22 protein-coding genes are annotated in these 24,733 nt (G+C 37.9%); 15 read left to right on the top strand and 7 right to left on the bottom strand.

Features of this window, described 5'->3' with window-relative positions; translation table 11 throughout:
• Positions 1-67: 67 nt before the first annotated feature.
• A complete protein-coding gene (locus BMY50_RS21090) occupies positions 68-853 on the bottom strand; it encodes an O-methyltransferase (RefSeq protein WP_093328692.1) in 786 nt (261 codons plus the stop codon).
• Between the two features lie 144 nt (positions 854-997).
• Here BMY50_RS21090 and BMY50_RS21085 point away from each other — a divergent pair, with 144 nt between their 5' ends.
• Entirely contained in the window at positions 998-1,852 is an 855-nt protein-coding gene (locus tag BMY50_RS21085) for a transglutaminase-like domain-containing protein (protein WP_093328689.1), read from the top strand.
• Here the strand turns inward: BMY50_RS21085 and BMY50_RS21080 are convergent.
• Complete coding sequence (locus BMY50_RS21080; protein WP_093328685.1) at positions 1,832-2,935, bottom strand: NHL repeat-containing protein; 1,104 nt, start codon at positions 2,933-2,935, stop codon at positions 1,832-1,834. The two genes, BMY50_RS21085 and BMY50_RS21080, sit on opposite strands and share 21 nt — an antisense overlap.
• A 264-nt stretch (positions 2,936-3,199) precedes the next feature.
• On the opposite strand from BMY50_RS21080, the gene BMY50_RS21075 reads away from it, so the two are divergent.
• Positions 3,200-4,138 (top strand): hydrogen peroxide-inducible genes activator, encoded by a 939-nt coding sequence (locus BMY50_RS21075; RefSeq protein WP_093328890.1) that lies wholly within the window; start codon positions 3,200-3,202, stop codon positions 4,136-4,138.
• 7 nt (positions 4,139-4,145) lie between these two features.
• Here the strand turns inward: BMY50_RS21075 and BMY50_RS21070 are convergent, their stop codons facing one another.
• From BMY50_RS21070 to porX, 4 genes are all read right to left on the bottom strand, one after another.
• Entirely contained in the window at positions 4,146-5,114 is a 969-nt protein-coding gene (locus BMY50_RS21070; protein ID WP_093328682.1) for a YihY/virulence factor BrkB family protein, read from the bottom strand.
• A gap of 31 nt (positions 5,115-5,145) precedes the next feature.
• Positions 5,146-6,357 carry an alanine dehydrogenase gene (locus BMY50_RS21065; protein WP_093328680.1) on the bottom strand — a complete coding sequence of 404 codons (1,212 nt, stop codon included), beginning with the start codon at positions 6,355-6,357 and terminating at the stop codon, positions 5,146-5,148.
• 173 nt (positions 6,358-6,530) lie between these two features.
• Positions 6,531-6,953: a tRNA (adenosine(37)-N6)-threonylcarbamoyltransferase complex ATPase subunit type 1 TsaE gene (tsaE, locus tag BMY50_RS21060; protein ID WP_093328677.1), complete on the bottom strand. Its 423-nt coding sequence runs from the start codon at positions 6,951-6,953 to the stop codon at positions 6,531-6,533.
• 67 nt (positions 6,954-7,020) lie between these two features.
• A complete protein-coding gene (gene porX, locus BMY50_RS21055) occupies positions 7,021-8,574 on the bottom strand; it encodes a T9SS response regulator signal transducer PorX (RefSeq protein WP_093328675.1) in 1,554 nt (517 codons plus the stop codon).
• 261 nt (positions 8,575-8,835) lie between these two features.
• On the opposite strand from porX, the gene BMY50_RS21050 reads away from it, so the two are divergent.
• The 7 genes from BMY50_RS21050 (at position 8,836) to BMY50_RS21020 (ending at position 15,459) form a co-directional block, all read left to right on the top strand.
• Positions 8,836-10,062: an HD domain-containing protein gene (locus tag BMY50_RS21050; protein ID WP_093328673.1), complete on the top strand. Its 1,227-nt coding sequence runs from the start codon at positions 8,836-8,838 to the stop codon at positions 10,060-10,062.
• Positions 10,063-10,124: 62 nt separating this feature from the next.
• Positions 10,125-11,171, top strand: coding sequence for a UDP-3-O-(3-hydroxymyristoyl)glucosamine N-acyltransferase (lpxD, locus tag BMY50_RS21045; protein WP_093328670.1), 1,047 nt, complete (start codon positions 10,125-10,127; stop codon positions 11,169-11,171).
• Between the two features lie 51 nt (positions 11,172-11,222).
• Positions 11,223-12,644, top strand: a complete 1,422-nt coding sequence (locus BMY50_RS21040; protein WP_093328667.1) for a bifunctional UDP-3-O-[3-hydroxymyristoyl] N-acetylglucosamine deacetylase/3-hydroxyacyl-ACP dehydratase — start codon at positions 11,223-11,225, stop codon at positions 12,642-12,644.
• A gap of 5 nt (positions 12,645-12,649) precedes the next feature.
• Positions 12,650-13,444: an acyl-ACP--UDP-N-acetylglucosamine O-acyltransferase gene (gene lpxA / locus BMY50_RS21035; RefSeq protein WP_093328665.1), complete on the top strand. Its 795-nt coding sequence runs from the start codon at positions 12,650-12,652 to the stop codon at positions 13,442-13,444.
• A 55-nt stretch (positions 13,445-13,499) separates the two neighbouring features.
• Positions 13,500-14,117, top strand: coding sequence for an ABC transporter ATP-binding protein (locus BMY50_RS21030; protein WP_093328662.1), 618 nt, complete (start codon positions 13,500-13,502; stop codon positions 14,115-14,117).
• A gap of 102 nt (positions 14,118-14,219) precedes the next feature.
• Entirely contained in the window at positions 14,220-14,780 is a 561-nt protein-coding gene (gene efp, locus BMY50_RS21025; RefSeq protein WP_093328658.1) for an elongation factor P, read from the top strand.
• A gap of 88 nt (positions 14,781-14,868) precedes the next feature.
• On the top strand, positions 14,869-15,459 hold the full coding sequence (locus BMY50_RS21020; RefSeq protein WP_093328655.1) for a 5-formyltetrahydrofolate cyclo-ligase: 591 nt from the start codon (positions 14,869-14,871) through the stop codon (positions 15,457-15,459).
• Positions 15,460-15,485: 26 nt separating this feature from the next.
• On the opposite strand, the gene BMY50_RS21015 is transcribed toward BMY50_RS21020, so the two are convergent.
• Positions 15,486-16,283: a S1/P1 nuclease gene (locus tag BMY50_RS21015; RefSeq protein ID WP_093328653.1), complete on the bottom strand. Its 798-nt coding sequence runs from the start codon at positions 16,281-16,283 to the stop codon at positions 15,486-15,488.
• A 103-nt stretch (positions 16,284-16,386) separates the two neighbouring features.
• Here BMY50_RS21015 and BMY50_RS21010 point away from each other — a divergent pair, with 103 nt between their 5' ends.
• The 6 genes from BMY50_RS21010 to BMY50_RS20985 all read left to right on the top strand — a co-directional run bounded on the left by BMY50_RS21010 (position 16,387) and on the right by BMY50_RS20985 (position 24,710).
• Positions 16,387-17,367 carry a deoxyhypusine synthase family protein gene (locus BMY50_RS21010; protein WP_093328651.1) on the top strand — a complete coding sequence of 327 codons (981 nt, stop codon included), beginning with the start codon at positions 16,387-16,389 and terminating at the stop codon, positions 17,365-17,367.
• Positions 17,368-17,740: 373 nt separating this feature from the next.
• A complete protein-coding gene (locus BMY50_RS21005) occupies positions 17,741-19,015 on the top strand; it encodes a cytochrome c3 family protein (RefSeq protein ID WP_093328649.1) in 1,275 nt (424 codons plus the stop codon).
• A gap of 41 nt (positions 19,016-19,056) precedes the next feature.
• A complete protein-coding gene (locus tag BMY50_RS21000) occupies positions 19,057-22,080 on the top strand; it encodes a TAT-variant-translocated molybdopterin oxidoreductase (protein ID WP_093328647.1) in 3,024 nt (1,007 codons plus the stop codon).
• Positions 22,081-22,110: 30 nt separating this feature from the next.
• Entirely contained in the window at positions 22,111-23,589 is a 1,479-nt protein-coding gene (nrfD, locus tag BMY50_RS20995; RefSeq protein WP_093328645.1) for an NrfD/PsrC family molybdoenzyme membrane anchor subunit, read from the top strand.
• A gap of 4 nt (positions 23,590-23,593) precedes the next feature.
• Positions 23,594-24,130 carry a DUF3341 domain-containing protein gene (locus BMY50_RS20990; RefSeq protein ID WP_093328643.1) on the top strand — a complete coding sequence of 179 codons (537 nt, stop codon included), beginning with the start codon at positions 23,594-23,596 and terminating at the stop codon, positions 24,128-24,130.
• Positions 24,102-24,710, top strand: coding sequence for a c-type cytochrome (locus BMY50_RS20985; protein ID WP_093328641.1), 609 nt, complete (start codon positions 24,102-24,104; stop codon positions 24,708-24,710). The genes BMY50_RS20990 and BMY50_RS20985 overlap by 29 nt, the downstream gene beginning before the upstream one ends.
• Positions 24,711-24,733 lie beyond the last annotated feature (23 nt).

The following is a 24,733-nucleotide window of genomic DNA, read 5'->3' as shown; positions in this document are numbered from 1 at the left end:
CGATACTCACAGCCGTTGACTAATAAAGTCTTGATACTTGATACTCATATCTTGCTACTATTCACGACTAAAACCTAATCTTAAAATGTTCTTTTACTTGGTCTTGTTTGAAAAAAACTAAGCCGATATAAAATAGGTCTATGGTAAGCGTGACATCGGGATGATTCTTGATTTCCTGCCAGGCTTCCTTCATTCCTGTACTCCAATAAATATCATCAAATATTAAAACGGACCGACTGCTAACCTTCGGCAAACACGTTTTAAAATAAGTTAATGTTGCCTCTTTACGATGATTTCCATCAACAAATAAGAAGTCCAGTTTCTCTAGATTATCAATTATTGGCGCGAGTAAAACATCGAAATTGCCCACTTTAATTTCAACGTTATCTATCGCTAAGTTGCTAAGTGTTGTACGTGCTACTTTGGCTGTTTCAGGGCATCCTTCTACACTCACAACATGCGCAGTGGGTACTGCCTTTGCGAGGTAGGAGCTGGTAATTGCTAAACATGTTCCTAATTCAATGATGGAAGCTGGTTGAAAGTTGTAGGCTAATCGTGCTAATAATTGCGCTACTTTTTTAGGTTTTAAAGCATTCTTAGCAATGGTCTTTATCATTTTTTTTCTACCATTATTCATCATGGAACCTGCACCGAGATCCGTTACCACAATACTATGGTCATTGTTTTTAAGTTTGGTTCTTTCCTGTTCTATCGATTTTTCATATGATTTCTCCCTGAAATCGTAGATCACCTCATCTATTAATTTATAAACAAAAGGAGAATGTACACCATGTCTTGTTTTGGCAGTCAGATAATGTTTAAGATAGTCAAGAAAAAAGCGATAATTTGCCATGAGACAAAGATAATATAAGTTCAATTGAATTAAAGTAAAGTAGGCAAATTGCCCTTGTCTTATTCGGTGGCCGATATGGATGGTCGTGCTTTTCACATACTGGTTAATTATTGCATTTAAAAGGCAATTTATCTAATTTTGTGTATGCTTAATGATAAAGAAATAAGTTCATTGATACATCTCCTGGACGATCCAGATGAAGGGATATACCTTCATGTAGAGGAAAAATTAATGACTTTAGGAGCGCCTGTGATTCCTCCTTTGGAAGCTGCCTGGGAAAAATCTTTTGATCCGTTTTTGCAGGGTAGAATAGAAAATCTCATTCATAAAATACAATTCGAGCATATTGTGAATGAGTTAGATCTGTGGCGTTTAGGGGGAGGGTTTGATTTATTACAAGGATTGATAATTGTAAATAAGTACCAATATCCGGATTTAGATGAACAAGCTATTATCCGAACGATGGACGAGATAAAGCGCGATGCTTGGCTGGAAATGATGTACAATATGAATGCGGTTGAAAAGGTGCGCTTGTTGAATAATGTTTTTTATAATGTACACGGGTTTAAAGGGAACACAAAAAATTACCATGATCCCCAAAATTCATTTGTTGGAAAAGTGTTGGAGACACGTAAGGGTAATCCAATTTTACTGGCAGCGATATACGCCATTATAGCACAGCGTTTGGATATACCTATATATGGTGTTAATCTGCCACGGCACTTTATCTTAGCCTATATGGATGAGCATCTCAAAGACGAAAATGGGGGTGTGCTGTTTTACATCAATGCCTTTAATAGGGGACAGATTTTTGGAAAGCACGATGTTTTATCTTTTTTAAAACAGTTGAATCTTCCAAATGACAAACAGTTCTTTTTGCCCTGTGATAACTTTGCCATTATTAGTAGGGTGCTACGAAATTTACAGGCATCTTATAATCAAGCAGGAACCGTGGAAAAGGCAACCGAAATCGAACGCTTATTGGCTATTTTCGGTTAAGCTCGGTCGTGGCCTAGCATCAAGGTAGATAAACTCTGGAGTCATCTGGCCGACTGATCTTGTCGCATTTGGTGCTGTGTTTCCATTTGCAGATAGCAAAAATCGGGAAATCCTTCTTCCATAACGATCAGTAACATAAATATAGTGTTCTTTATCATCCCGATCATCAATAGCAACGTCTATAGGATCCATTAGATTTGCATTACTTCCTGAAATGACTCTATCGGGTGTAATTGTACCGCCTGTAGCAAATTTACTGAGCGCATTTTCAATGATATAAATACTGCCATCTGGAGAAGACTGATCTACGACACCAATATCAGCAATCACTAAAACATCAAGCGCAGAGGAATAGGAAATACCTCTTAAGTCGGTCGCCGTGGCAATGCCAATGCTTGCTTTTGGTTTGAGGGTATCGGCTACCGTACTATCAGGAAGACCGGATATTGCTTCTAAATCATATTGTAATATTTCTCTTTTATCTCCCTGCATACTCACCATCATACTTGAATCGGTTTTTTCACTTAATGCTATCCCATAGGGTTGAGATTTTAGTAAAAGGCGTTTGCGCGCTTTTCTTTGGCCGGTAAGCCTTAGCGGGTTGCTGAAAATGTGTATGCTCGATGCGTTCAGCGCATTGTCCGTGACGATCAGCTGATCTGATGCACGGTGATAGGCAATTGCGCGTCCTTCGCGAAGATTAATGGTATCTTTAAAGGAAGTTGACGCAGTTAAAGCACCCGCTTCACTCACCGTGAATAGTCTTACAGTAGAGTCGTTTCTGCTAACCTGAAAGACTCTTTTTATCGTTGGGTCAAATGTAATTCCCATACCCCTTTTAGGATCTGTATCGTAAGAATCGGCGACAGGTAATTCATCCGTTCCAACAGTGCTGTCGGCTGGATCAATAACCATTACGTTCCTAAATTGTGCCGTTTCCGAACTTTCAAGATCCGAAAGAGATATATACAACCGCGAGATAGGAGCCGTTGGATAAATGGGCTCGTCATCAGCTTTTTTACAGGCATACCAAATACCGGCGATGGATAATATAAGAAGGCTATATAATAAAATGCGTTTCATTCGGATTTTTGCTTATCAACTGGAAATTAAACTATGTTAAGCACTTAAATGCTACAAACTTCTCCAAGTCGTCCAAACAAAAGTACAAAAATGTTCTTAACCCCTACAGCTTAGTTTTAGTGAAATAATGTTAAATCTACCAGGCAAGCACAAGATGGCCTGCATGATAGGTTTAACACGATGCTTGTTGAAACCAAAGATAACGCTCAGGGGTTCATGATTTACATCAATAATTCTTATGTTTGTATAAATAAAATTGATAGTATGACCCTGGTCCAATTAGAATATATTATAGCTGTAGATACATATAGAAGTTTTGTTGCCGCCGCCGAAAGGTGTTTTGTTACGCAACCCACATTGAGTATGCAAATTCAAAAATTAGAAGAATCTTTAGGTGCACGGATTTTTGATCGGACACGACAGCCTGTGGTTCCTACTGAAATAGGGGAAGAGATCATTAAACAGGCGCGAGCTGCTGTTTTGGAAAGCCAGAAAATAAAAGAAATTGTCGCTTATAAAAATAGAGAATTAGAAGGTGAGCTTAGAATCGGGGTTATCCCTACTATTGCTCCCTATTTGCTGCCAAAGGTATTAGGTAATTTTATGGGGAATTACCCAAAGCTCCATTTGCATGTTTGGGAATATACCACAGAAAAAATTATTCGGGAGCTAAAGGTAGGATTGTTAGATTGTGGTATTTTGTCAACCCCTGTTCACGAAAGCAATTTACAAGAGCACCCCTTGTTTTATGAAACATTTGTTGCCTACATTTCGAAAGAGAGCGAGCTTAACACTAAAAAGGCTGTTACGGCGAATGATATTTTAAGTGAAAAGTTATGGCTCTTAAATGAAGGGCATTGCATGCGAAATCAGGTGCTTAACATTTGTAATCGAAGAAAATCTATGCACCCAGATGAGGCTTTTGAATATAATACAGGTAGTGTGGAAACGTTAAAAAGAATGGTTGATATGAATGCCGGTGTAACCATTATGCCTGAATTAAGCATTGCTGAATTTTCTGTAAAAGAGCTGGATAAAGTCCGGTATTTTAAATCGCCTGAACCTGTTCGGGAAATAAGTCTTGTAACGCAAGAAAACTACTTAAAGAAAAAGGCTATTGAGGCATTGAAGGAAGAGATTCTCGCAGTTTTACCAAAACGATTTAAAAGTAGAAAGAAAAAGGAAATTATGGGTATAAGTTAAGCATGGTTTAGGTCTCTTTAAAGGATGCTTTACCAGTTTCCTCACTATGATTTATCCTAACAGCAATGGAAGAAGGATGAATGCCGTCGCCAAACATTTCTGCGTTCTTTTCTGTAAATTCGGCGCCAAAAAACAGAATGGAAGAGGTATAATTAATCCATAGCAATATGATGACTATTGAACCTGCAGCACCATATCCGGAGGCTGGGGCTGCATACTGCATATATAAACCAATACCCCATTTGCCTATCATAAACAGGATAGCGGTAAAGAAAGCTCCAGCACGGACATCTTTCCATTTGATTTTAACATCTGGTAAAAATTTGAAAATGGATCCAAAAAGAACCGCTAACACAAAAAATGTGATAACCGTATTTGTTAGGTAAAGCACCACATTGGTAGTCTCATCGAATAAGTTTAGACCAAAAATTGTTAAATCAGGCAAATATTTAATTAGCGAGCTGCTTATAAAAGAAATTATTACATTAAGTAGTAAGGATACAACTAATAGAAATCCAAGTATTAGCACTAATGAAAAAGACAACGCACGGTCGACCAATATCTTGACCCATCCACGTTTAGGTTTAGGCTTTACATTGAAAATCATATTTAGGGAATCTTGCATTTCAACAAAGACTTTTGTTGAAGCAAAAATTAATGTTCCCACGCCAATAATTGTTGCTATTAAAGAGCCCTTTCCTACTGAAAGGTTCTGTATAAGTGACTGTATTAATGCTGCGGCGTCCGCTCCTACATATTCGTTGATCTGCTGGAAAATTTTCCCTTGTTGTGCATCATCTCCTAATACAAAACTTACTACAGCTAATACAATAATTAATAAAGGTGCTAATGCGAAAATCGTATAATAAGAAAGGGCCGCACTCATTTTGGAAACTTTATCATCTCCAAATCCTACTACTGTTGCTTTGAGCAATGTAAAAGAATCTTTAAAAAACTGTTTCTTTAAAATTTTCATGAATACGTTAACACAAGTAAACCCAAAGGTATTATCTGTGCGATACGATTAATAACTCAAGATCCTTTGGCGTTAAATTAAACTTATGGGCGATGTCTTTATTAGTTAACTGCCCTTGATAGAGATAAACGGCGTTTCTTACACCCGGCTTATTCCATATCACATTTAAGAGCCCACCTTGTTCCCCAATATCCAACAAAATGGGGGTGAAAATGTTTGTTAAGGCATAAGTGGCGGTTCTCGCTACACGAGAGGCAATATTTGGGACACAATAGTGAATAACATCGTATTTTCTGAAAATAGGATCAGCATGATTAGTAATATGCGACGTTTCAAAACATCCTCCTTGATCAATGCTTACATCTATCAATACAGAATTGGGTTTCATTCTCGATACGGTTTCTTCTGTGATAATACAAGGGCTCCTACCATTTGTTGCACGCATGGCTCCAATCACAACATCGCATGATAATACGGCTTTTTGCAAAACGATCGGTTGAATAACGGACGTAAATACTTTGTTTCCTAAATTATTTTGAAGCCTTCTAAGCCTGTAAAGGGAGTTATCAAAAACTTTTACCTGAGCTCCCAGTGCGAGCGCAGTTCGCGTAGCGTATTCGCCAACTGTTCCCGCGCCAATAATAACTATTTCGGTAGGTGGTACGCCTGTCACACCCCCTAACATGAGCCCTTTGCCATTAAATATATTACTTAAATATTCGGCAGCAACAAGAATAGAAGTTGCTCCGACGATTTCACTCATGGCCCTCACTACTGTTAATATATTGTCTTCGTCACGAAGGTATTCGTAAGATAAAGCGGTGATTTTTTTCTTCATCATTGCCTGGAGATGCTCAAAGCCAAGTAACGAGGGTTGCTGACTTGAAAAGAGTACCTGGCCAGTTTTCATCATGGCGATTTCTTCGAGTGAAGGGGCCCCAATCTTGATAATAATGTCACAAGTGTAAATGCGTTCCCTTTCATGTACAATAATTGCACCTTGCTCACTGTAATGGTGATCCAAGAAGTTGGCACCGTTACCAGCGCCAGATTCCAACATGATTTGGTGGCCATTTTCTACTAATAACGCAACGGATAAAGGTGTTAAGGCTATGCGGTTTTCCTGAAAACTTAGTTCTTTTGGCAATCCAATGACTAAGCTGTTCTTTCTCTTGCCTGTTTCTAGCATTGCCTCCTGTGGCTGCATCATGGCTTGTCGCGCCAAGTTAGATAATTCGGTCATATTGATCTCAATTACACAAAAATCGGGTCAATTTACAAAAAACAATCAAGATTTATCGGTATCATTGCTTTGTAACCTAAATCTATGCAGTTAGGTTCTCGTTGGGTTTGATTAAGTAACAATAATATGTTAAATTTAGGACAAAAAATCGGCAGCAAAGAGTAGTCTAAGATTTAGCTCAAGCCTTTCTGCAAGACAATTTTTCTTGTACCATCCGCCAATACTGAAATGAATACTGAAACGGCTACTGACGGAAGTAAATTGCTTATTTTTTCCGGCCACTCAACAAAACAGTAATTACCCGAAAAGAAATAATCTTCGTATCCCAGATCATAGGCTTCCTGCTCATCTTTTAACCGATAAAAATCGAAATGATAAACAGCACCGTTAACGCTTTGATATTCATTTACGATAGAGAAGGTTGGACTAGAAGGTTGGTCTGTCACGCCTAATTGCTTACAGAGTTCATTTATGAGTGTTGTTTTTCCGGCTCCCATCGGAGCAAAAAAAAGAATTACCCGATAATCTGCTATATAGTTTAAAATCTGTGCAGAAATAAGGGGTAATTCATTTATATTGTTAACAGTAATATCCATTTTTAATACTGAAGATCGCTTACACATATTTATTGATGATGGAAAGCGCCGCCATTAAGCTCCTTGTTTATTTTGTGCTGTAAGTAATGTATGGTATAATCATTTCTTCCAGTGAAATCCCACCATGCTGAAAAGTTTCATTAAAGTAATTCACAAACTGATTATAGTTGTTAGGATATACAAAATAGGTGTCTTCCTTCGCAAAAATAAAACTTGAGCTAACATGTAGCTTGGGAAGTTTTGCATCATGCGGGTTTTTAATATGCAGCACATCCTTATCTATAAAATTAAGATTTTTTCCTTGTTTATATCTTAAATTACTGTTCGTGTTACGATCACCAATTACCTTGCTGGCATGCTTTACTCGGATAGTTCCATGATCAGTGGTTATAATAACCCTTACATTTTTTTGTGATAACCATTTCAACGCATCTAGTAAAGGTGAATGTTTAAACCATGATACGGTAAGTGAGCGATAGGCCGCTTCATCGTTTGCCAGCTCTCTAATCATGGCCATGTCTGTTCTAGCATGAGAAAGCATATCGACAAAATTATACACAAGCACATTTAAGTCATTACCCATTAAATTAGGCAAATTTTCGGTAATGTCCCGCCCTTGTTCCAAGGTAAGAATCTTATTGTAAGAAAATTTACACTCTTTTCTAAGCGTATTTTTTATTTGAGCGGCAAGGAAATCTTCTTCATAGAGGTTTTTTCCACCCTCATCTTCATCGTTTTGCCATAAATTTGGGAAATGTTTTTCCATATCTAAGGGCATCATTCCACTGAAGATCGCATTACGTGCATATTGGGTAGCAGTTGGTAAGATGCTGTAATAGGTCTCTTCTTCATCTAAGCGATAATAATTGCCAATGATGTCATTAATTACTTTCCACTGATCGTATCTTAAGTTATCTATCAAAAAGAAAAACGTAGGCTTTCCACTTTCAAGGGTGGGGAATACTTTTTTCTTTAGCAGCTGATGCGAGGTAACAGGCCCGCTCTCAGGGTTTTTTATCCAATTTGGGTAATTTTTTTCAACGAACTTAGAAAACTGAGCATTAGCTTCTGCTTTTTGCATGGTAAGAATTTCATGCATCCCCTCGTCTTCAAGCTTTTCTAAAGATAGCTCCCAATAAACAAGTTTTTTATATACATCAACCCACTCATTGAAATCTAGGTTATCATTGAGCGTCATCCCTAAGGTTCTGAACTCTTGCTGATAAGCCATGGATGTTTTTTCACTAACTAAACGTTTATTGTCAGTTAATTTTTTTATGGTTAATAGAATCTGCTTGGGGTTAACGGGTTTAATGAGATAGTCATCTATTTGAGAGCCAATAGCATCTTCCATTAGAAATTCTTCTTCGTTTTTTGTTACCATGACCATTGGTACTGAAGGATTTATTCCTTTCAGGATGCCAAGTGTTTCTAGTCCGGTAAGTCCGGGCATATTCTCGTCTAAAAAGACGAGGTCAAAATATGAATTTTTAAAAGCTTCTACTGCGTCATGCCCGTTAGTGACGGTTTTGACAAAGTACCCTTTTTCGTTGAGAAGCATAATATGAGGTTTGAGTAAATCAATCTCATCGTCCGCCCATAATATATTAGTTTCTTGCATGTTACAATTAAATTAATAGCTTTTTCCGAAGCTATGTAAAAATCAAAGTAAGCTTACTTTACAAAGTTATAAAGAATGGCTATATTATAATAGATACGAACTTACTGAAATGTTTGTACCCGTATGTTATTTTTAACATAAATTAACAGCGGTATATTTTAAATCCGATTAGATTTGATTAATTATATAGGGAGAATAAAGGTTTATGCATAAAGGTTTCATTAAAAAATAGCACCTTTGTGCTTTAAATTTTTTTAACTATTGAATAAGAAAAAAATTATCAACGACCCCGTCTACGGTTTTGTATCCATTCCGTCTGATTTGGTATTTGATTTAATTCAGCATCGATACTTCCAGCGTTTGCGTTATATTAAACAAGTAAGCTTAACCCATTTAGTTTATCCAGGGGCCTTGCATACGCGTTTTCAACACGCACTGGGAGCGATGCACCTAATGGGTTTGGCGCTCGAAACGCTAAAAGGCAAAGACATTGATATTAGTCCAGAAGAAGAAGAAGCCGCTACTATTGCTATACTATTACACGACATTGGTCATGGGCCATTTTCTCATTCTTTAGAACATACCTTAGTTCAGGGTGTATCACATGAACACATTTCATCGTTAATAATGAATGAGCTAAATCAAATGTTTGAAGGAAAACTCACAATGGCTATTGAAATTTTTAAAGATAAATATCCTAAACATTTCCTTCATCAATTAGTAGCAAGCCAATTGGATACCGATCGTATGGACTATTTAAATAGGGATAGTTTTTTTACAGGGGTGTCTGAAGGAGTAATAAGTTTTGATAGGATCATTAAAATGCTGAATGTAGCAAATAACGGATTGGTGGTGGAGCAAAAGGGGATCTACTCAGTAGAAAAATTTTTGATTGCCAGGAGATTGATGTACTGGCAGGTTTACTTGCATAAGACTGTTCTTAGTGCAGAGCAGATGTTAATAAAGATTTTGCAGCGAGCCAAAGAATTAACAGATAAAGGCATAGACGTTTTTTCTACTTCATCATTAAGACATTTTATAAAAAATAGGCTTACTAAGGATGATTTTATTAGCGATAAAAATCACTTACAGCACTTTATAATGCTGGATGATACCGATGTGCTGGCGACGGTTAAAATGGGTGTATTGAGTGAAGACAAGGTGCTAGCTAAGCTTTGTGATCGATTTATGAATAGAAGACTTTATCATGTAGAACTTAGCAATAATATTCCCTCGGCCGAGAAGATTGAACAGCTGAGAGTTGCTGCCATGAAATTGTTTAATGTATCAGAAGAAGAAGTACATTATTTTGTTTTTACTCAATTGGTAGAGAATAGTGCCTATGATTTGGGTGAAGGGAATATAAATATTTTAATGAAGGATGGCACTATTCAGGATATTACGACGGCTTCTGACTTGTCGAATTTAGAAGTGCTTGCCAAAAAAGTCCAGAAATTTATGATTGCCTATCCAAAAGAAATTCATTAATGTAGTTGATAGACAAAGGAATTTAAATTTGTTCATAATAATTTAACATATAAATTTGCGCGATGCAATTTACTGCGAAACAAATTAGCGAAATCGTTAACGGTTCTATTGAAGGAAATGGAGATGTTGTGGTATCGCGGGTGGAAAAAATTGAGGAAGCTACTGAAGGAGGGCTCACTTTTCTTGCAAACCCTAAATATGAAAACTATCTATATACTACTGGAGCATCAGTTGTTATAGTGAATAATGATTTGGAAATTGAAGCAGCTATAAATGCTACTTTAATCCGGGTGAAAAATGCCTATACGGCCATCACATTATTATTAGATCAATATAACAATATTCGATTCCATAAGACTGGAATTGAAGAACCTTCATTTATTCACCCCACAGCAAAGATTGGCAACGACGTATATATCGGCGCTTTTTCCTATATCGGCGCTGAGGTAGTTCTGGGAGATAATGTGAGTGTTTATCCACAAGTTTATATTGGAGATAATGTACAAATAGGGAATGGAGCGATCTTATTTCCTGGAGTTAAAATTTACCATGATTGTGTCCTTGGTGAACAAGTAACAATCCATTCAGGCGCTGTCATTGGCAGTGATGGATTTGGTTTTGCTCCGCAAGAAGATGGTACTTATCGCAAGATTAGTCAGATTGGAAATGTTGTGATTGAAGACCAAGTAGAGATAGGTGCTAATACGACGATAGATCGAGCCACAATGGGGCACACTATAGTGCGGAAGGGTGTTAAATTAGATAATCTAATCCAATTGGCTCATAATGTAGAAGTCGGTGAAAATTCAGTAATAGCAGCTCAAACGGGTATTTCTGGCAGTACAAAGGTAGGTAAGCAGGTCATCCTTGGTGGTCAGGTAGGAGCAGTAGGACATATAACTATAGCAGATGGAACACAGGTGCAGGCGCAATCCGGTATTAACCGATCCATTGAGGATCCCGGATTAAAATGGGCAGGTACGCCGGCAAGCCAATTCCAAACCCAGATGCGTGCGCAGGTTGTATTGCAAAGGCTACCCGATTTAGAACGGCGTATTGATCAGCTGGAAAAGATCTTAAAGGAATTTAAAGAAGAAAAAAATAAATAATAGGCTGATGATGGAAATAAAAGAGACATCAGTGAAAAATTATGCAAGAAAATGAATGTTAAACAAAGAACATTAAATTCAGAAATTACTATTTCAGGAGTTGGGCTTCATACAGGTAAACCAGCTACATTGGTTTTCAAACCGGCCCCTGTAAATCATGGATATAAATTCAAGCGGGTTGATATGGAAGGGCAACCTATCATTGATGCTGATGTTGATAATGTGACGGATACTTCTAGAGGGACTACCATCTCTCAAAATGGCGCTAGCGTTAGCACGGTAGAGCATTTGCTAGCGTCATTGGTAGGCATGGAAATTGACAATGTATTGGTGGAGATTGATGGGCCGGAAGTGCCTATTATGGATGGAAGTGCGTTGGTTTATGTGGAAGCAATTGAGAAAGCAGGATATAAAGATCAAGAAGCCGATAGGGAATATTATGAAATACCCCACAATATACATTATACCGAAACAGAACGAAAAGTCGAAATGGTTGCTATGCCCTTAGATGGTTACCGATTTACTTGTATGATTGATTATAATTCTCCGGTTTTGGGAAGCCAGCACTCTGCAATCACTAGTATTAGTGAATTTAAAAAGGAAGTAGCTTCTTCAAGGACATTTTGTTTTCTACATGAGCTTGAAATGTTATTGGAACATAATTTGATTAAAGGTGGAGATCTGAACAATGCAATTGTGGTAGTAGATAAAGATGTAAGTAAGGACGAATTGAAGCACCTAGCGAAACTTTTTAATAGAGAAGATATTGATGTAGCGCGCGAAGGCATTTTAAATAATATCAAATTACGTCATCAAAACGAACCTGCTCGTCATAAGTTGCTTGACATGATTGGTGATTTAGCCTTGGTTGGAAGACCCTTAAAGGGACATATCATGGCCGCTCGGCCCGGACATGCTGCCAATGTTGCCTTTGCAAAAAAGATAAAAGCGCAGATAAGCAGGGAAAAAAATAAGAAGTACATCAAGGTCTATGATCCAAATACAGCTCCTGTGTATGATACGGCTCAAATAATGAAGATTTTACCACATAGGCAACCAATGCTTATGATAGATAAGATTCTTGAGCTCACAAAAACACATGTTGTTGGATTGAAAAATGTAACGATGAATGAAGATCTATTCATGGGACATTTTCCTAATGAACCTCTATTTCCCGGTGTGCTTCAAATTGAAGCAATGGCACAAACAGGAGGTATTTTGGTTTTAAACACGGTGCCGGATCCTGAAAATTATATCACACTTTTTCTGAAGATTGAAAATGCTCGATTTAAAGCACAGGTGAAACCAGGTGATACTATTATTTTCCAATGTAGTCTATTGCAGCCAATTAGACGAGGCATTGCACAAATGAAAGGTGTTGGGATGGTAGGTGAAAAGACCGTAGTAGAGGCCGAATTAATGGCACAAATAGTTAAAGTAAAAGAAACAGACACGGAATCGAAACAAGGTTAGATAAAATGATTCAACCATTAGCATATATACATCCTCAGGCTAAGATAGCAGAAAATGTAGTCATTGAACCGTTTGTAACAATACATAAGAACGTTGAGATTGGAGAAGGTACATGGATTGGCTCTAATGTAGTAATTATGGATGGAGCCCGTATTGGTAAAAACTGCCGTATATTTCCTGGGGCTGTTATAAGTGGTATTCCGCAAGATTTAAAATTTGCGGGGGAGGAGACAACCGCTGAAATCGGTAATAATACTACTATAAGGGAGTGTGTAACCATAAACAGAGGGACAAAAGATCGCTGGAGAACGGTAGTAGGAAATAACTGTCTCATTCAGGCATATAGCCATATAGCACATGATTGTTTCGTTGGAGATAATTGTATTTTTTCAAATAGCAGCACACTGGCAGGGCATATAACGGTTGGCGATTATGTGGTGCTTGCCGGAATGGTGGCAGTACATCAGTTTTGCCATATCGGTTCACATGCGTTTGTGGCAGGCGGCTCCTTAGTTAGAAAAGATGTTCCTCCTTTTGTAAAGGCGGCAAGGGAACCGCTGTCTTATGTCGGTATTAATTCTGTTGGTTTGAGAAGAAGAGGTTTTTCGTCAGAGCAGATAAATGAAATTCAAGACATTTATCGTACTATGTTTGTTAAAAACAACAATTTAACTAAAGCATTGGACATCATTGAAACCGAATGTCAACCAACAGAAATAAGAGATGAGATTTTGGACTTCGTCCGAAATTCTAACCGGGGCGTTATGAAAGGATTTGGACAGGGAAAAGTAGGCCTGTAATGTTAATGTCGTTCTGTGCCGCTCAACTATTAGTGTTTACCATTAGCTTCAATACTTGGAAATAATACTTGAAAATATAGGTCGGCGGTTTAATCAGGACTGGATTTTTAAAGGGATAGATTACCAATTTATTCGTAATAAGAGTTATGCTATTTTAGGCGCAAATGGTTCCGGTAAGTCGACCTTATTGCAGATTATTATTTCCAGCCTTAGCCCTTCCAGAGGTCATATCCTTTATCAAAATGAAAACAAAGAAATTGACGTAGACCACTTTTTTTCTTATGTTTCCCTCGCTGCACCCTACGTAGAGTTAGTTGAAGAATTCACCTTAACGGAACTTATCGATTTTCATTTCTCATTTAAGAAGCTAGCAACAGGCTTAGATACGCAAGGAGTAATTGACTTGTTGGAATTGCAACAAGCTGCAAATAAAGAAATACGTTATTTTTCTTCAGGCATGAAACAGAGGACAAAGTTGGCTCTTGCATGTTGTGCAGATACTCCTACTTTATTTTTAGATGAACCAACTTCCAATTTAGATACAAAAGGAATTGCTTGGTACCATCAACTTGTTGAACGTTTTGGAGCGAATAGATTATTAGTTATTTGTTCCAATCAGTTGCATGAATACGAATTTTGCAATTTTCATTTGCAAATGGAGACTTATAAATAAACTTTATAGTAAATCTATACGCTGTTTTGCGAATACAAAATTTAAGTCTACCTTTGCTGCTCCAAATAAAGAGTCTTTTTTTCTTTTAAAAATAATAAACATATGGCAAAAGCTTCTGATGTAAAAACAGGTAATATCTTGAGGTTTAATGGTGAATTGGTATCTGTTGATGAGTATATCCATCGTACTCCTGGAAATTTACGCGCTTTTTATCAGGCTAAAATGCGTAACGTGAAAACAGGGAAATTGGTTGAATACCGTTTTCGTACAGACGAGGAAGTAGAGATTGCCCGTGTGGAAACAAACGATTATCAGTACTTGTATGATGAAGGTGATTTCTTTGTCGTAATGGATAATGTTTCTTTCGAACAGTTTAATATTCCCAAATCCTTATTCGGCAGTACAGCACGATTCCTAAAAGAGGGCATGAATGTCTTGGTTGCTTTTGAAAGTGATGAACCAATTATGGCGCAAGCACCAGCAACTGTTGAACTTGAAATTACATATAGTGAACCGGCAGTAAAGGGAGACACTTCAACCAATGCCTTAAAAAGTGCAACGGTAGAGACTGGCGTTGAAATTCGTGTTCCGTTGTTTATTAATCAAGGCGATAAAGTAAAAGTGGACACACGCTCTGGAGATTATATCGAGCGGGTTAAATAATTTTATTGATTAAGTTTTTAGATTGATGAAACGGTCTTGGAGAAAACTCTAAGGCCGTTTTTGCAAATATTCGTAAGTGTTTAAGGTTATGTTTACTAAACAGGAATGTAGAGTAAGGTTTAAATTCATGCGTGATCAACTGGCAGAGGTTGAATATGCTCGATTGAACCTTCAGCTGTTAGAAAATTTTAAAAAGCTATCACTTATATTGAAAGATGTTCGGTACTTACATACCTATTTGCCGATTGTTAAAAATAAAGAACCTAATACCTTATTGATTATTGAATATTTAAAAGAGAATTGGCCCGACGTAGGTATAGTTGTACCCAAAAGTGATTTAACTAACAACCTGATGACGCACCATTTGTTAGATAGCAAGCAAGAGCTTATTAATAATAAATGGGGAATTAGAGAGCCTGTTGCAGGAAAATTAATTAAAGAACAACTTATCGATATGGTGTTGCTTCCTCTATTGGCATTTGATATGAGCGGGACAAGAGTTGGATACGGAAAAGGCTACTATGATAGATTTCTTGTAAATTGTAAGCCAGATGTGCAAAAAATAGGTTTGTCATTATTCGATCCGGTAGATAAGATTATAGATGGTGAAAGTCATGACATACCGCTAGATTTCTGTATAACACCCAATAAGATATGGGATTTTGGTTATAAAGAATAAGCACGCTCTTGTTTAGAGAAATATTGCTAGCCAAAAATATCATTTAGCAATCCCGCTAATCGTACACCACCCTTTAAAAGTTGATTATTTAATATTTCTACGTTGTCAAAATTATAGCGATAACTAAGTTTATCTCCCTCCTTAACTTTTGCATAAAGTGATTCTGTTAGGGCATATGATTCAAACAACCATTGCTCAATTGGATTGCTCGTCCAGAATTGGCGCTGCTGTTTATCAACGAAATTAATGGCTTTTGCATACTCTGTATAACTGAGTTGTTGATAGTCTATTAATTGTTCGTCCCAAACTCTATGCAGATTAGTCGGTGTCCCGAACCAATATAGATTAATCTTATTCCCCCCAAGATCTTCTAACCTACCCGTGTGCATAGGCTGATGCAAGTCGCCAACAATATGTACTAGAAGTCTTACATACATAAGTGCGGTTCCTTTATCTATAGAAGGATTGTGCTTGAGCTCATTAATGAGCATAAGTAATTTATTATAGGCGTTGGCTGTAGTATCTGTAGTAAGTTGTTGCTTTAACACATCAATCTTTTGTCCGCCCTTAAAATTTATATAATGCCAGCTATTTAAGTAGCGGAAATTTGGATCTGATTTAATAAAGTCTGGCCAATTTGCGCTCATGGCTAAAGATTCATTGCCCAAAATTTTCTTGAGATTTTTTCGTGCTTTTTTTGTTAAATAAGAATCTGCAATCTCTGCTACCACTCTGTGTCCGGTTAACCCCCAAGCGTAGCTATGTGAATAAGAGAAAGAACAAACAATGATATATAAGATGACGAAAGATACTTTTTTTCCCATATACAAAGTTAGGACAATTTTACTCTTCGATATATCTTTTTAATTTCTTTTCGCTTTACACTTTATAGCTATCTTTGTTTTTTGAAACTAAAACTTTAAAATAATGAGTGTTGAAAGAGGTCCGATCTCCCAATTTATTGAAAAAAATTATTTGCATTTCAACGCTGCATCCTTAGTAGATGCAGCAAAGGGTTATGAAGTACATTTAGACGAGGGTGGAAAAATGATGATCACCCTTGCAGGAGCGATGAGTACTGCAGAACTCGGTATCTCTTTAGCTGAGATGATCCGTCAAGATAAAGTTTCGATTATTAGCTGTACTGGTGCCAATTTGGAGGAAGATATTATGAATTTGGTGGCACATTCTCATTATAAGAGGGTGCCTAATTACAGAGACCTAAGCCCCCAGGATGAATGGGACTTACTCGAGAATCATTATAATCGGGTAACAGATACTTGTATCCCCGAAGAAGAAGCTTTTAGGAGAATTCAACAGCATATTCATAAAATATGGAAAGATGCCGAAGAAGCAGGAGAACGCTATTTTCCACATGAATTTATGTATAAGATGCTAAATAGCAAGGTGCTGGAGCAGTATTATGAAATTGACCCCAAAAATTCATGGATGCTTGCGGCAGCAGAAAAAAATTTGCCGATTGTTGTACCAGGATGGGAAGATAGCACCATGGGTAATATTTTCGCATCTTATGTAATTAAAGAAGAGTTGAAGGCATCGACGATGAAAAGCGGTATAGAATATATGGCTTACTTGGCTGATTGGTATGTAAAAAATAGCGCGGGAAAAGGAATTGGGTTCTTCCAAATTGGGGGTGGAATTGCAGGAGATTTTCCGATATGCGTTGTTCCAATGCTTTACCAGGATATGGAAATGGAAAAGATACCATTCTGGAGTTATTTCTGCCAGATTTCAGATTCCACAACATCTTACGGTTCCTATTCAGGGGCAGTGCCAAACGAAAAAATTACTTGGGGAAAGCTAGATATTAACACGCCTAAATATATCGTAGAATCGGATGCTACAATAGTTGCTCCTTTGATCTTCGCTTGGATATTAAAGCAGTAAAAACAGGCTCATTTTAACTAAAGGCGGGATAAAACGGCTAGGGTTGTTCCACTTTTAGTTCCCGTTTTAAAATTTTGGTAGCACTCGTCTAGTAGCGTAAACTTATAATATAAATAATTTTAAATATTCCAAAATTTTTTCATAAAGTTGCTGAAATCTACTCCTGGTGATTTTTGATAAAAACCCCCTTTATAAAAAGATAAAGGGATTTTCTATCAATTTAGAATCATTATAAATTGATAATTAAAGTCACGAAATTGTCACTGATATCTTAATTAGTTATACTTTTGTGCTCAGGTTTTGAAGGGGTATGCCCCGTGCATCTTTAAGCCTGTTAGGTTACATTCAAATAAAATAGTATAAAGCTCTCAATATGAGAAACATCTCGTTACTTTTTAGAAGTGTTGTAAAGTCCTTGATCTTAGTCTCTGTACTAAGTATGGCAGCTGTGTCTGCCCATGCACAGGACGCTAAAGAAGGGAAGACTCTTTTTCAGCAGAAATGTACTTCGTGTCACGCTATTGATAAAGTGGTTGTTGGTCCAGCATTGAAGGACGTTAGCAAAAGACATGAAGAGGAGTGGTTGATTAAGTGGATTCGCAATTCACAAGCAATGGTTGCAGCTGGCGATGAGCAAGCGGTTGCGCTTTTTGAAGGTCATAACAATCTTGTGATGACTGCTTTTCCTGATTTGTCTGATGATCAAATCAAAAACATACTTACATTTATTGATGAGTCTTCGCAAGCACCAGCTGGTGGAGGAACTGAACAAGGTGCTCCAGGCGCTGCGGCTGCCGACAGCGGTAATGTAAGCAATTTTATGTTGTTTGGTCTGCTTGCGGTTATTGTAATTGCCTTTGTTGTTATCATTGTTCTAAATCGTGTTATAAAAACCTTAGAACGTATTATTCTTAACAAGAATATTGTAATTGAGGAAGAAGATGAAGAAGAAGGTGAAGGAAAGAACTATTTTGAAACGATAAAGAAACTAGCGAAAAATAAGAAACTCGTATTCTTCTTCGTGTTGGGCTTGGTAGCTTTCTTAGGTTCTGCAGGCTGGAAAACTTTATGGAACGTTGGTGTGCATGAAGGATATAAACCAGTGCAACCTATTAAATTCTCTCACCAACTACATGCCGGTGTAAACCAAATCGAATGTCAATATTGCCATTCGGGTGCATTTAAATCTAAAAATGCCTCTATCCCTTCGGCTAACGTTTGTATGAATTGCCATAAATACGTTACTGCCAGTGAAAAGTACAATGGTGAAACATCCCCTGAAATTCAGAAAATTTATAATGCATTGGATTGGGATGGACAGAAATATGGTCCTAACCAGCGGCCAATACAGTGGGTTAGAATTCATAATTTGCCAGATTTCGCTTATTTCAATCACTCACAACACGTGGTGGTAGCAGGTGTTGAATGTCAGAAATGCCATGGACCTATTGAAACAATGGACGAAGTTTATCAATACTCTCCACTTACGATGAAATGGTGCGTTAATTGTCACCGCGAAACAGAAGTAAATCACAAAGACAATGCTTATTACGATCAGCTAATTGCTGCACATGAGAAGTTGAAAGAAGGTGATAAAATCACTGCAGCGTCATTGGGTGGTTTGGAATGTGGTAAATGTCATTATTAATATTAAAATTTGAGATACGCATCTTAATATATATAGCTTAAATGGATAGCAACAAGAAATATTGGAAAGGCTTAGAAGAACTGGAACAAACACCTGCTTTCGTTAAAAACAGCAAAAGTGAGTTTGCAGAATCCCTTCCTATAGAGAACGTATTAACCGAAGCTGGTTTAAGTACAAAAACTCCTCGTCGCGACTTTTTAAAAGCATTGGGGTTTGGTTTAGGTGCAGTTTCGTTAGCTGCCTGTCAAAGTACACCGGTACATAAATCGATACCTTATTTAATAAAGCCAGAGGAAGTAACTCCGGGTATTGCAAACTATTATGCCTCTAGTTATAATGGACAGAGTATATTGGTTAAAACGCGCGAAGGAAGACCTATATTAATAGAACCCAATCCAAAATCTATTGGTATAAATCGTGGAACAGACGCGGGTACGCAGGCCTCAGTGCTCGATTTATATGACATGTCAAAATTAAAAGGGCCAAAGGCAAAAGGATCTGACATTGACTGGGAAACTGCTGATGCACAAATTATAAGTGCATTGAACGCTGCCAATAGTAGTGGTAAGCAAATCCGCTTAGTGGCTTCTAGCATCAATAGCCCTTCATCACTAGCCGTTATTGCGGGTTTTATCGCAAAATACCCAACGGCGAAGTTGGTGGAAGTAGATGCTGTTTCTTATGCAGGTATTATAAAAGCGAACCAAGCAAGTTTTGGTAAAGCCGCTATTCCTCATTATCGTTTTGATAAGGCTGATGTGATTGTAAGTGTAGGTGCTGACTTTTTGGGAACTTGGCTAGCAGGGGAAGAGCATACGCAACAATATGCCGACAATCGGGGCTATAAATCTTTAGAAAATAAAAAAATGTCGCGTCATGTGCAGTTTGAAACTGGCTTAAGCATGACGGGCGCCAATGCAGATGCGCGTGTAGCGGTAAAACCTTCTGAAGAAGGCGCTGTATTGATTTCATTATATAATGCCGTTACCGGAGCTTCATTAGCTGGCGGTTTGTCTACTAATGATAAAGCGCAAAAGGTAATAGGACTTGCTGCTAAGGAACTTGTAAATGCACGTGGAAGGGCATTGGTAGTAACGGGTAGCAATGATGTGGCTATGCAGGCACTTACAAATGCAATCAATGCGGCATTAGGAAGTTATGGAAGTACGATCGACTTAGATAATGTTTCCTATCAGTATAAAGGAAATGATACTGATTTTACTGCTTTCTTAAATGACGCTTCAGCGGGACAAGTTGACGTTGCTTTTTTCCTTAATGTGAACCCTGTTTATGATTACTTCGATACTGAAAAAGTAAAAGCAGCGCTCGGTAAAATAAAACTTAAAGTTTCGTTTGCAGATCGTGAAGATGAAACAGCGGAATTAGTTGATTTAATAACGCCTAATCATAATTATTTAGAATCATGGGGTGATAGTAGTGTTCGCGACGGTTATTATACGATTGTACAGCCTACTATAAATCCAGTATTCAATACACGTCAGGCAGAACAAAGCTTGCTCATCTGGTCAGGTAATACCGTTGCCTACCATGATTTTGTAAAAGATAATTGGGAAAAGAATATATTAGCAGGAACAGCTAAAACATGGAAAGATGTTTTACAGGCTGGTTTTGAATATAAAGGAGATAAACCAGCGCAAGCATATACTTTTACAGGTGATGTGAATGCAGCGGCCACCTCGATTGTAAATACTAACAAAGCGTTGGCGAAAGATGTGGAGGTGCAGTTGTACCAAAGCGTTGCAATACGCGATGGAAAGCAAGGAAATAACGCCTACTTACATGAATTGCCAGATCCTGTTTCTAAAGTCACTTGGGATAACTATGTAGCCATCGCACCTAAATTCGCAGAAAGTTTAGGGCTTGGTGAAAATAGTTTGGTAAAAGTTACTGGTGAAAATGGTTATACAATTGAGCTGCCTGTACTTTTACAACCGGGGCAAGCGCAAGGTACCGCGTCTATTGCTGTTGGATATGGTAGAACGAAAGCAGGGAAGGCTGGTAATGAAGTTGGAAAAAATGCTTATCCTTTTGCCAAACTGGTAAATGGGACACTTCAATTTAGCAGCACCGCTAAACTTGAAAAAGTTTCAGGTATTTACGAATTAGCACAAACACAAACACACCATACCATTGAAGGAAGAAACGTAATACGTGAAACTTCGTTCAAAGATTACTTACATGATCCCGCTCACGGTAGTGGTAATCATGGAGAAAAACACAAAACCTACGATCTTTGGAATAAATTTGAGTCGCCAGGTCATAAATGGGTAATGGCCATCGATTTGAATGCTTGTACAGGTTGTGGTGCTTGTATAGTTGCTTGTAATGTTGAAAATAATGTTCCTGTAGTAGGTCGTGATGAGGTCCGCCGTCGTCGCGAGATGCATTGGTTGCGCATTGATCGTTATTACAGTTTCGAGCACGATGGTGAACAGGTTACTGAGGAGAAAGAATTAGCTAGACTAAGCAAGGAAGATGCTAACTTGGATAATGTATCAGTTGTTTTCCAACCGATGTTATGCCAACACTGTGACCATGCTCCTTGTGAAACAGTATGTCCGGTACTGGCCACGGTACACTCTTCCGAAGGGTTAAACCATATGGCTTACAATAGATGCTTCGGTACACGTTACTGTGCAAATAACTGTCCTTATAAAGTGCGTCGTTTCAATTGGTTTAACTATTGGAATGATTCTCGTTTTGATAATTACTTAAATAACGAGTTTACACAATTGGTATTAAATCCAGATGTTACTTCGCGATCACGCGGTGTAATGGAAAAATGTTCTATGTGTATACAACGTATCCAAGCAGGTAAATTGAAGGCTAAAATTGAAAAGCGTAAGTTGAAGGATGGAGATGTAAATGTTGCTTGTGCTGCTGCATGCTCTGCGAATGCTATAATTTTTGGAGACCTTAATGATCCAAATTCAGAAGTATCAAAGGCCTTGAAAAATGAGCGTGTTTACTATGTACTGGAAGAAATTAACGTACAACCTAACATTGGTTACATGACTAAGGTTAGAAATACTTTTGGAGCTTAATCAGTTTAATTGATCTGAAAAAATAAGAATATGTCATCGCATAATGAATCAATACTTAGAGAACCACTAGTTACGGGTAAAAATATTACCTACGCAAAGGTAACGAATGATATTCTCGTGCCCGTAGAAAATAAACCAAATAAAGCTTGGTGGATGGGCTTCACTGTTGCTGCTTTGGGAGCAATGCTATGGGTGTTTAGTGTAAGCTATACTTTTTGGACGGGCATTGGGGCTTGGGGTCTTAATAAGACTGTTGGTTGGGCTTGGGATATTACCGACTTCGTATGGTGGGTGGGTATCGGTCACGCCGGAACACTAATTTCGGCTGTACTATTGATCTTCCGTCAAAATTGGCGTAACTCCATTAACCGATCGGCAGAAGCAATGACAATTTTCGCCGTGATCTGTGCCGCAACATATGTTGTAGCGCACATGGGTCGGCCTTGGCTAGCGTACTGGATTTTTCCACTGCCAAATCAATTCGGTTCCTTATGGGTAAACTTTAATTCACCATTGGTTTGGGACGCCTTTGCAATCTCCACTTATTTCACAGTATCCTTAGTGTTTTGGTATACAGGTCTTTTGCCCGACATCGCAACAGTTCGTGACCGTGCAACAGGCTTGACGAAAAGAATATACTCTATATTATCTTTTGGATGGACGGGAAATGTGAAGACTTGGCAGCGTTTTGAAATTGTATCGCTAATCCTAGCAGGTATATCAACACCGCTGGTATTATCTGTACACACGATTGTATCTATGGACTTTGCTACATCGGTAATACCGGGATGGCACACCACTATATTTCCACCTTACTTTGTGGCTGGAGCGATTTTCTCTGGCTTTGCAATGGTGCAAACACTGCTATTGATAACGCGTAAAGTAATGAATTTTGAAGATTACATTACGATGTTCCACATCGAGTCTATGAATAAGATTATCATGACGACAGGCTCTATTGTGGGGGTAGCCTATTTAACCGAATTATTTATTGCTTGGTATTCAGGTTCTGAATATGAGATGTATGCTTTTGCAAATCGTGTAGCAGGGCCTTATTGGTGGGCATATTGGACGATGATGACCTGTAATGTGATCTCGCCACAGCTATTTTGGTTTAAACGAATTCGTACAAGTATTCCTATTTCATGGGTGCTCTCTATCGTAGTAAATATCGGAATGTGGTTTGAACGTTTTGTAATCATTGTAACATCGTTACACCGTGATTATCTCCCTTCAAGCTGGGCCATGTTCTATCCAACTTGGACAGATGTGGGTGTTTTCGTTGGTTCTGTCGGATTGTTTTTTACTTTATTTCTACTATTCTTACGGGTTCTTCCAGGTATTGCAATGGCGGAGGTGAAATTATTAGTACACACTGCTAGTCATCAGCAAAAACTGAAACTAATTAAAGAAGGACATTTGGATCCGGAACAAGTTCAATTCTATAAAGATTCATTAGACAAATACGATAGTGTTAGTGAGGAAGAAATTAAAGAATTAGCAAAATAAAAAGATGAGCGACACAAAATATATTTTAGGACATTTTGATCATCCTGATGATTTGATGGATGGAATAGATAAGTTACAGAAGAGTAACATTTCTATCTATGACGTGTATACTCCAATGCCAATTCATGGAATTGAAGCCAAATTAGGAGTACCACCGTCACGCTTACCTATTGTGGCATTTATTTGTGGAATTACCGGAACCTTCGCGGGGATAAGTTTATTGTATTATACATTGCATAAAGATTGGCCAATGAATATAGGTGGAAAACCTACTATACCAATGCCGAATTATGTGCCTATAACATTCGAGCTTACCATTTTATTTTGTGCTTTAGGTATGGTAGCTGCATTTTATTTCAGGAGCCATTTGTTTCCTGGAAGAGCACCACGAGTAATGGACCTTCGTGCAACAGATGATCGTTTTGTTATTGCAATTGATGCAAAGAATAATACAGACCACGAAAAAATTGACAGCTTATTAAAAGATGCAGGTGCAGTGGAAGTACTGTACAATGAAAGGAAATATGTTAGCTATGAATAAGACTAAACTGTTCGGAACCGCATGTTTTGCAGTTGCTTTCGCAGCACTGGTATCTTCTTGTGGAGATAACACTACACGAAGCACTGGTTGGGAATTCTCAAGAAATATGTACGATCCGATAGGAAATAATAATCCAGACCAGCCAAACACAAATTTTGCTAATGGGCAAACAGCGCAAACACCACCTGAGGGTACTACGCCGGTTGGCTTTGAGCGTTTTGATTATCCAAATACGTTAGAAGGATATGAGGCAGCAAGCCTTAATTTCCATAGTACTTTGGAACGGACAGAAAAGAATCTTAAAGATGGCGCTATGCTGTATCATTCTTTCTGTTCACCATGCCATGGCCCTGAAGGAAAAGGTGATGGAACAATTGTTAATATGGAGAAATTTCCACCACCACCATCTTACTCTACAGGAACTTCATCGCGCGGAGGGCAAATGAAAGATCTTACTGATGGTAAAATTTATCATACCATCACTTACGGATTGAACTTAATGGGTTCACATGCTTCTCAGTTGTCACCCGATGAACGATGGAAAGTGGTGATGTATGTTCATGAATTGCAAAAAAAATAATATTATAAATAGTTAAAGATCAA

Source organism: Olivibacter domesticus, assembly GCF_900109575.1.
Classification (GTDB): Bacteria; Bacteroidota; Bacteroidia; order Sphingobacteriales; family Sphingobacteriaceae; genus Olivibacter; species Olivibacter domesticus.
The sequence above is the reverse complement of the archived record's forward strand: the minus strand, read 5'-3'. Positions and strand labels throughout refer to the sequence as shown.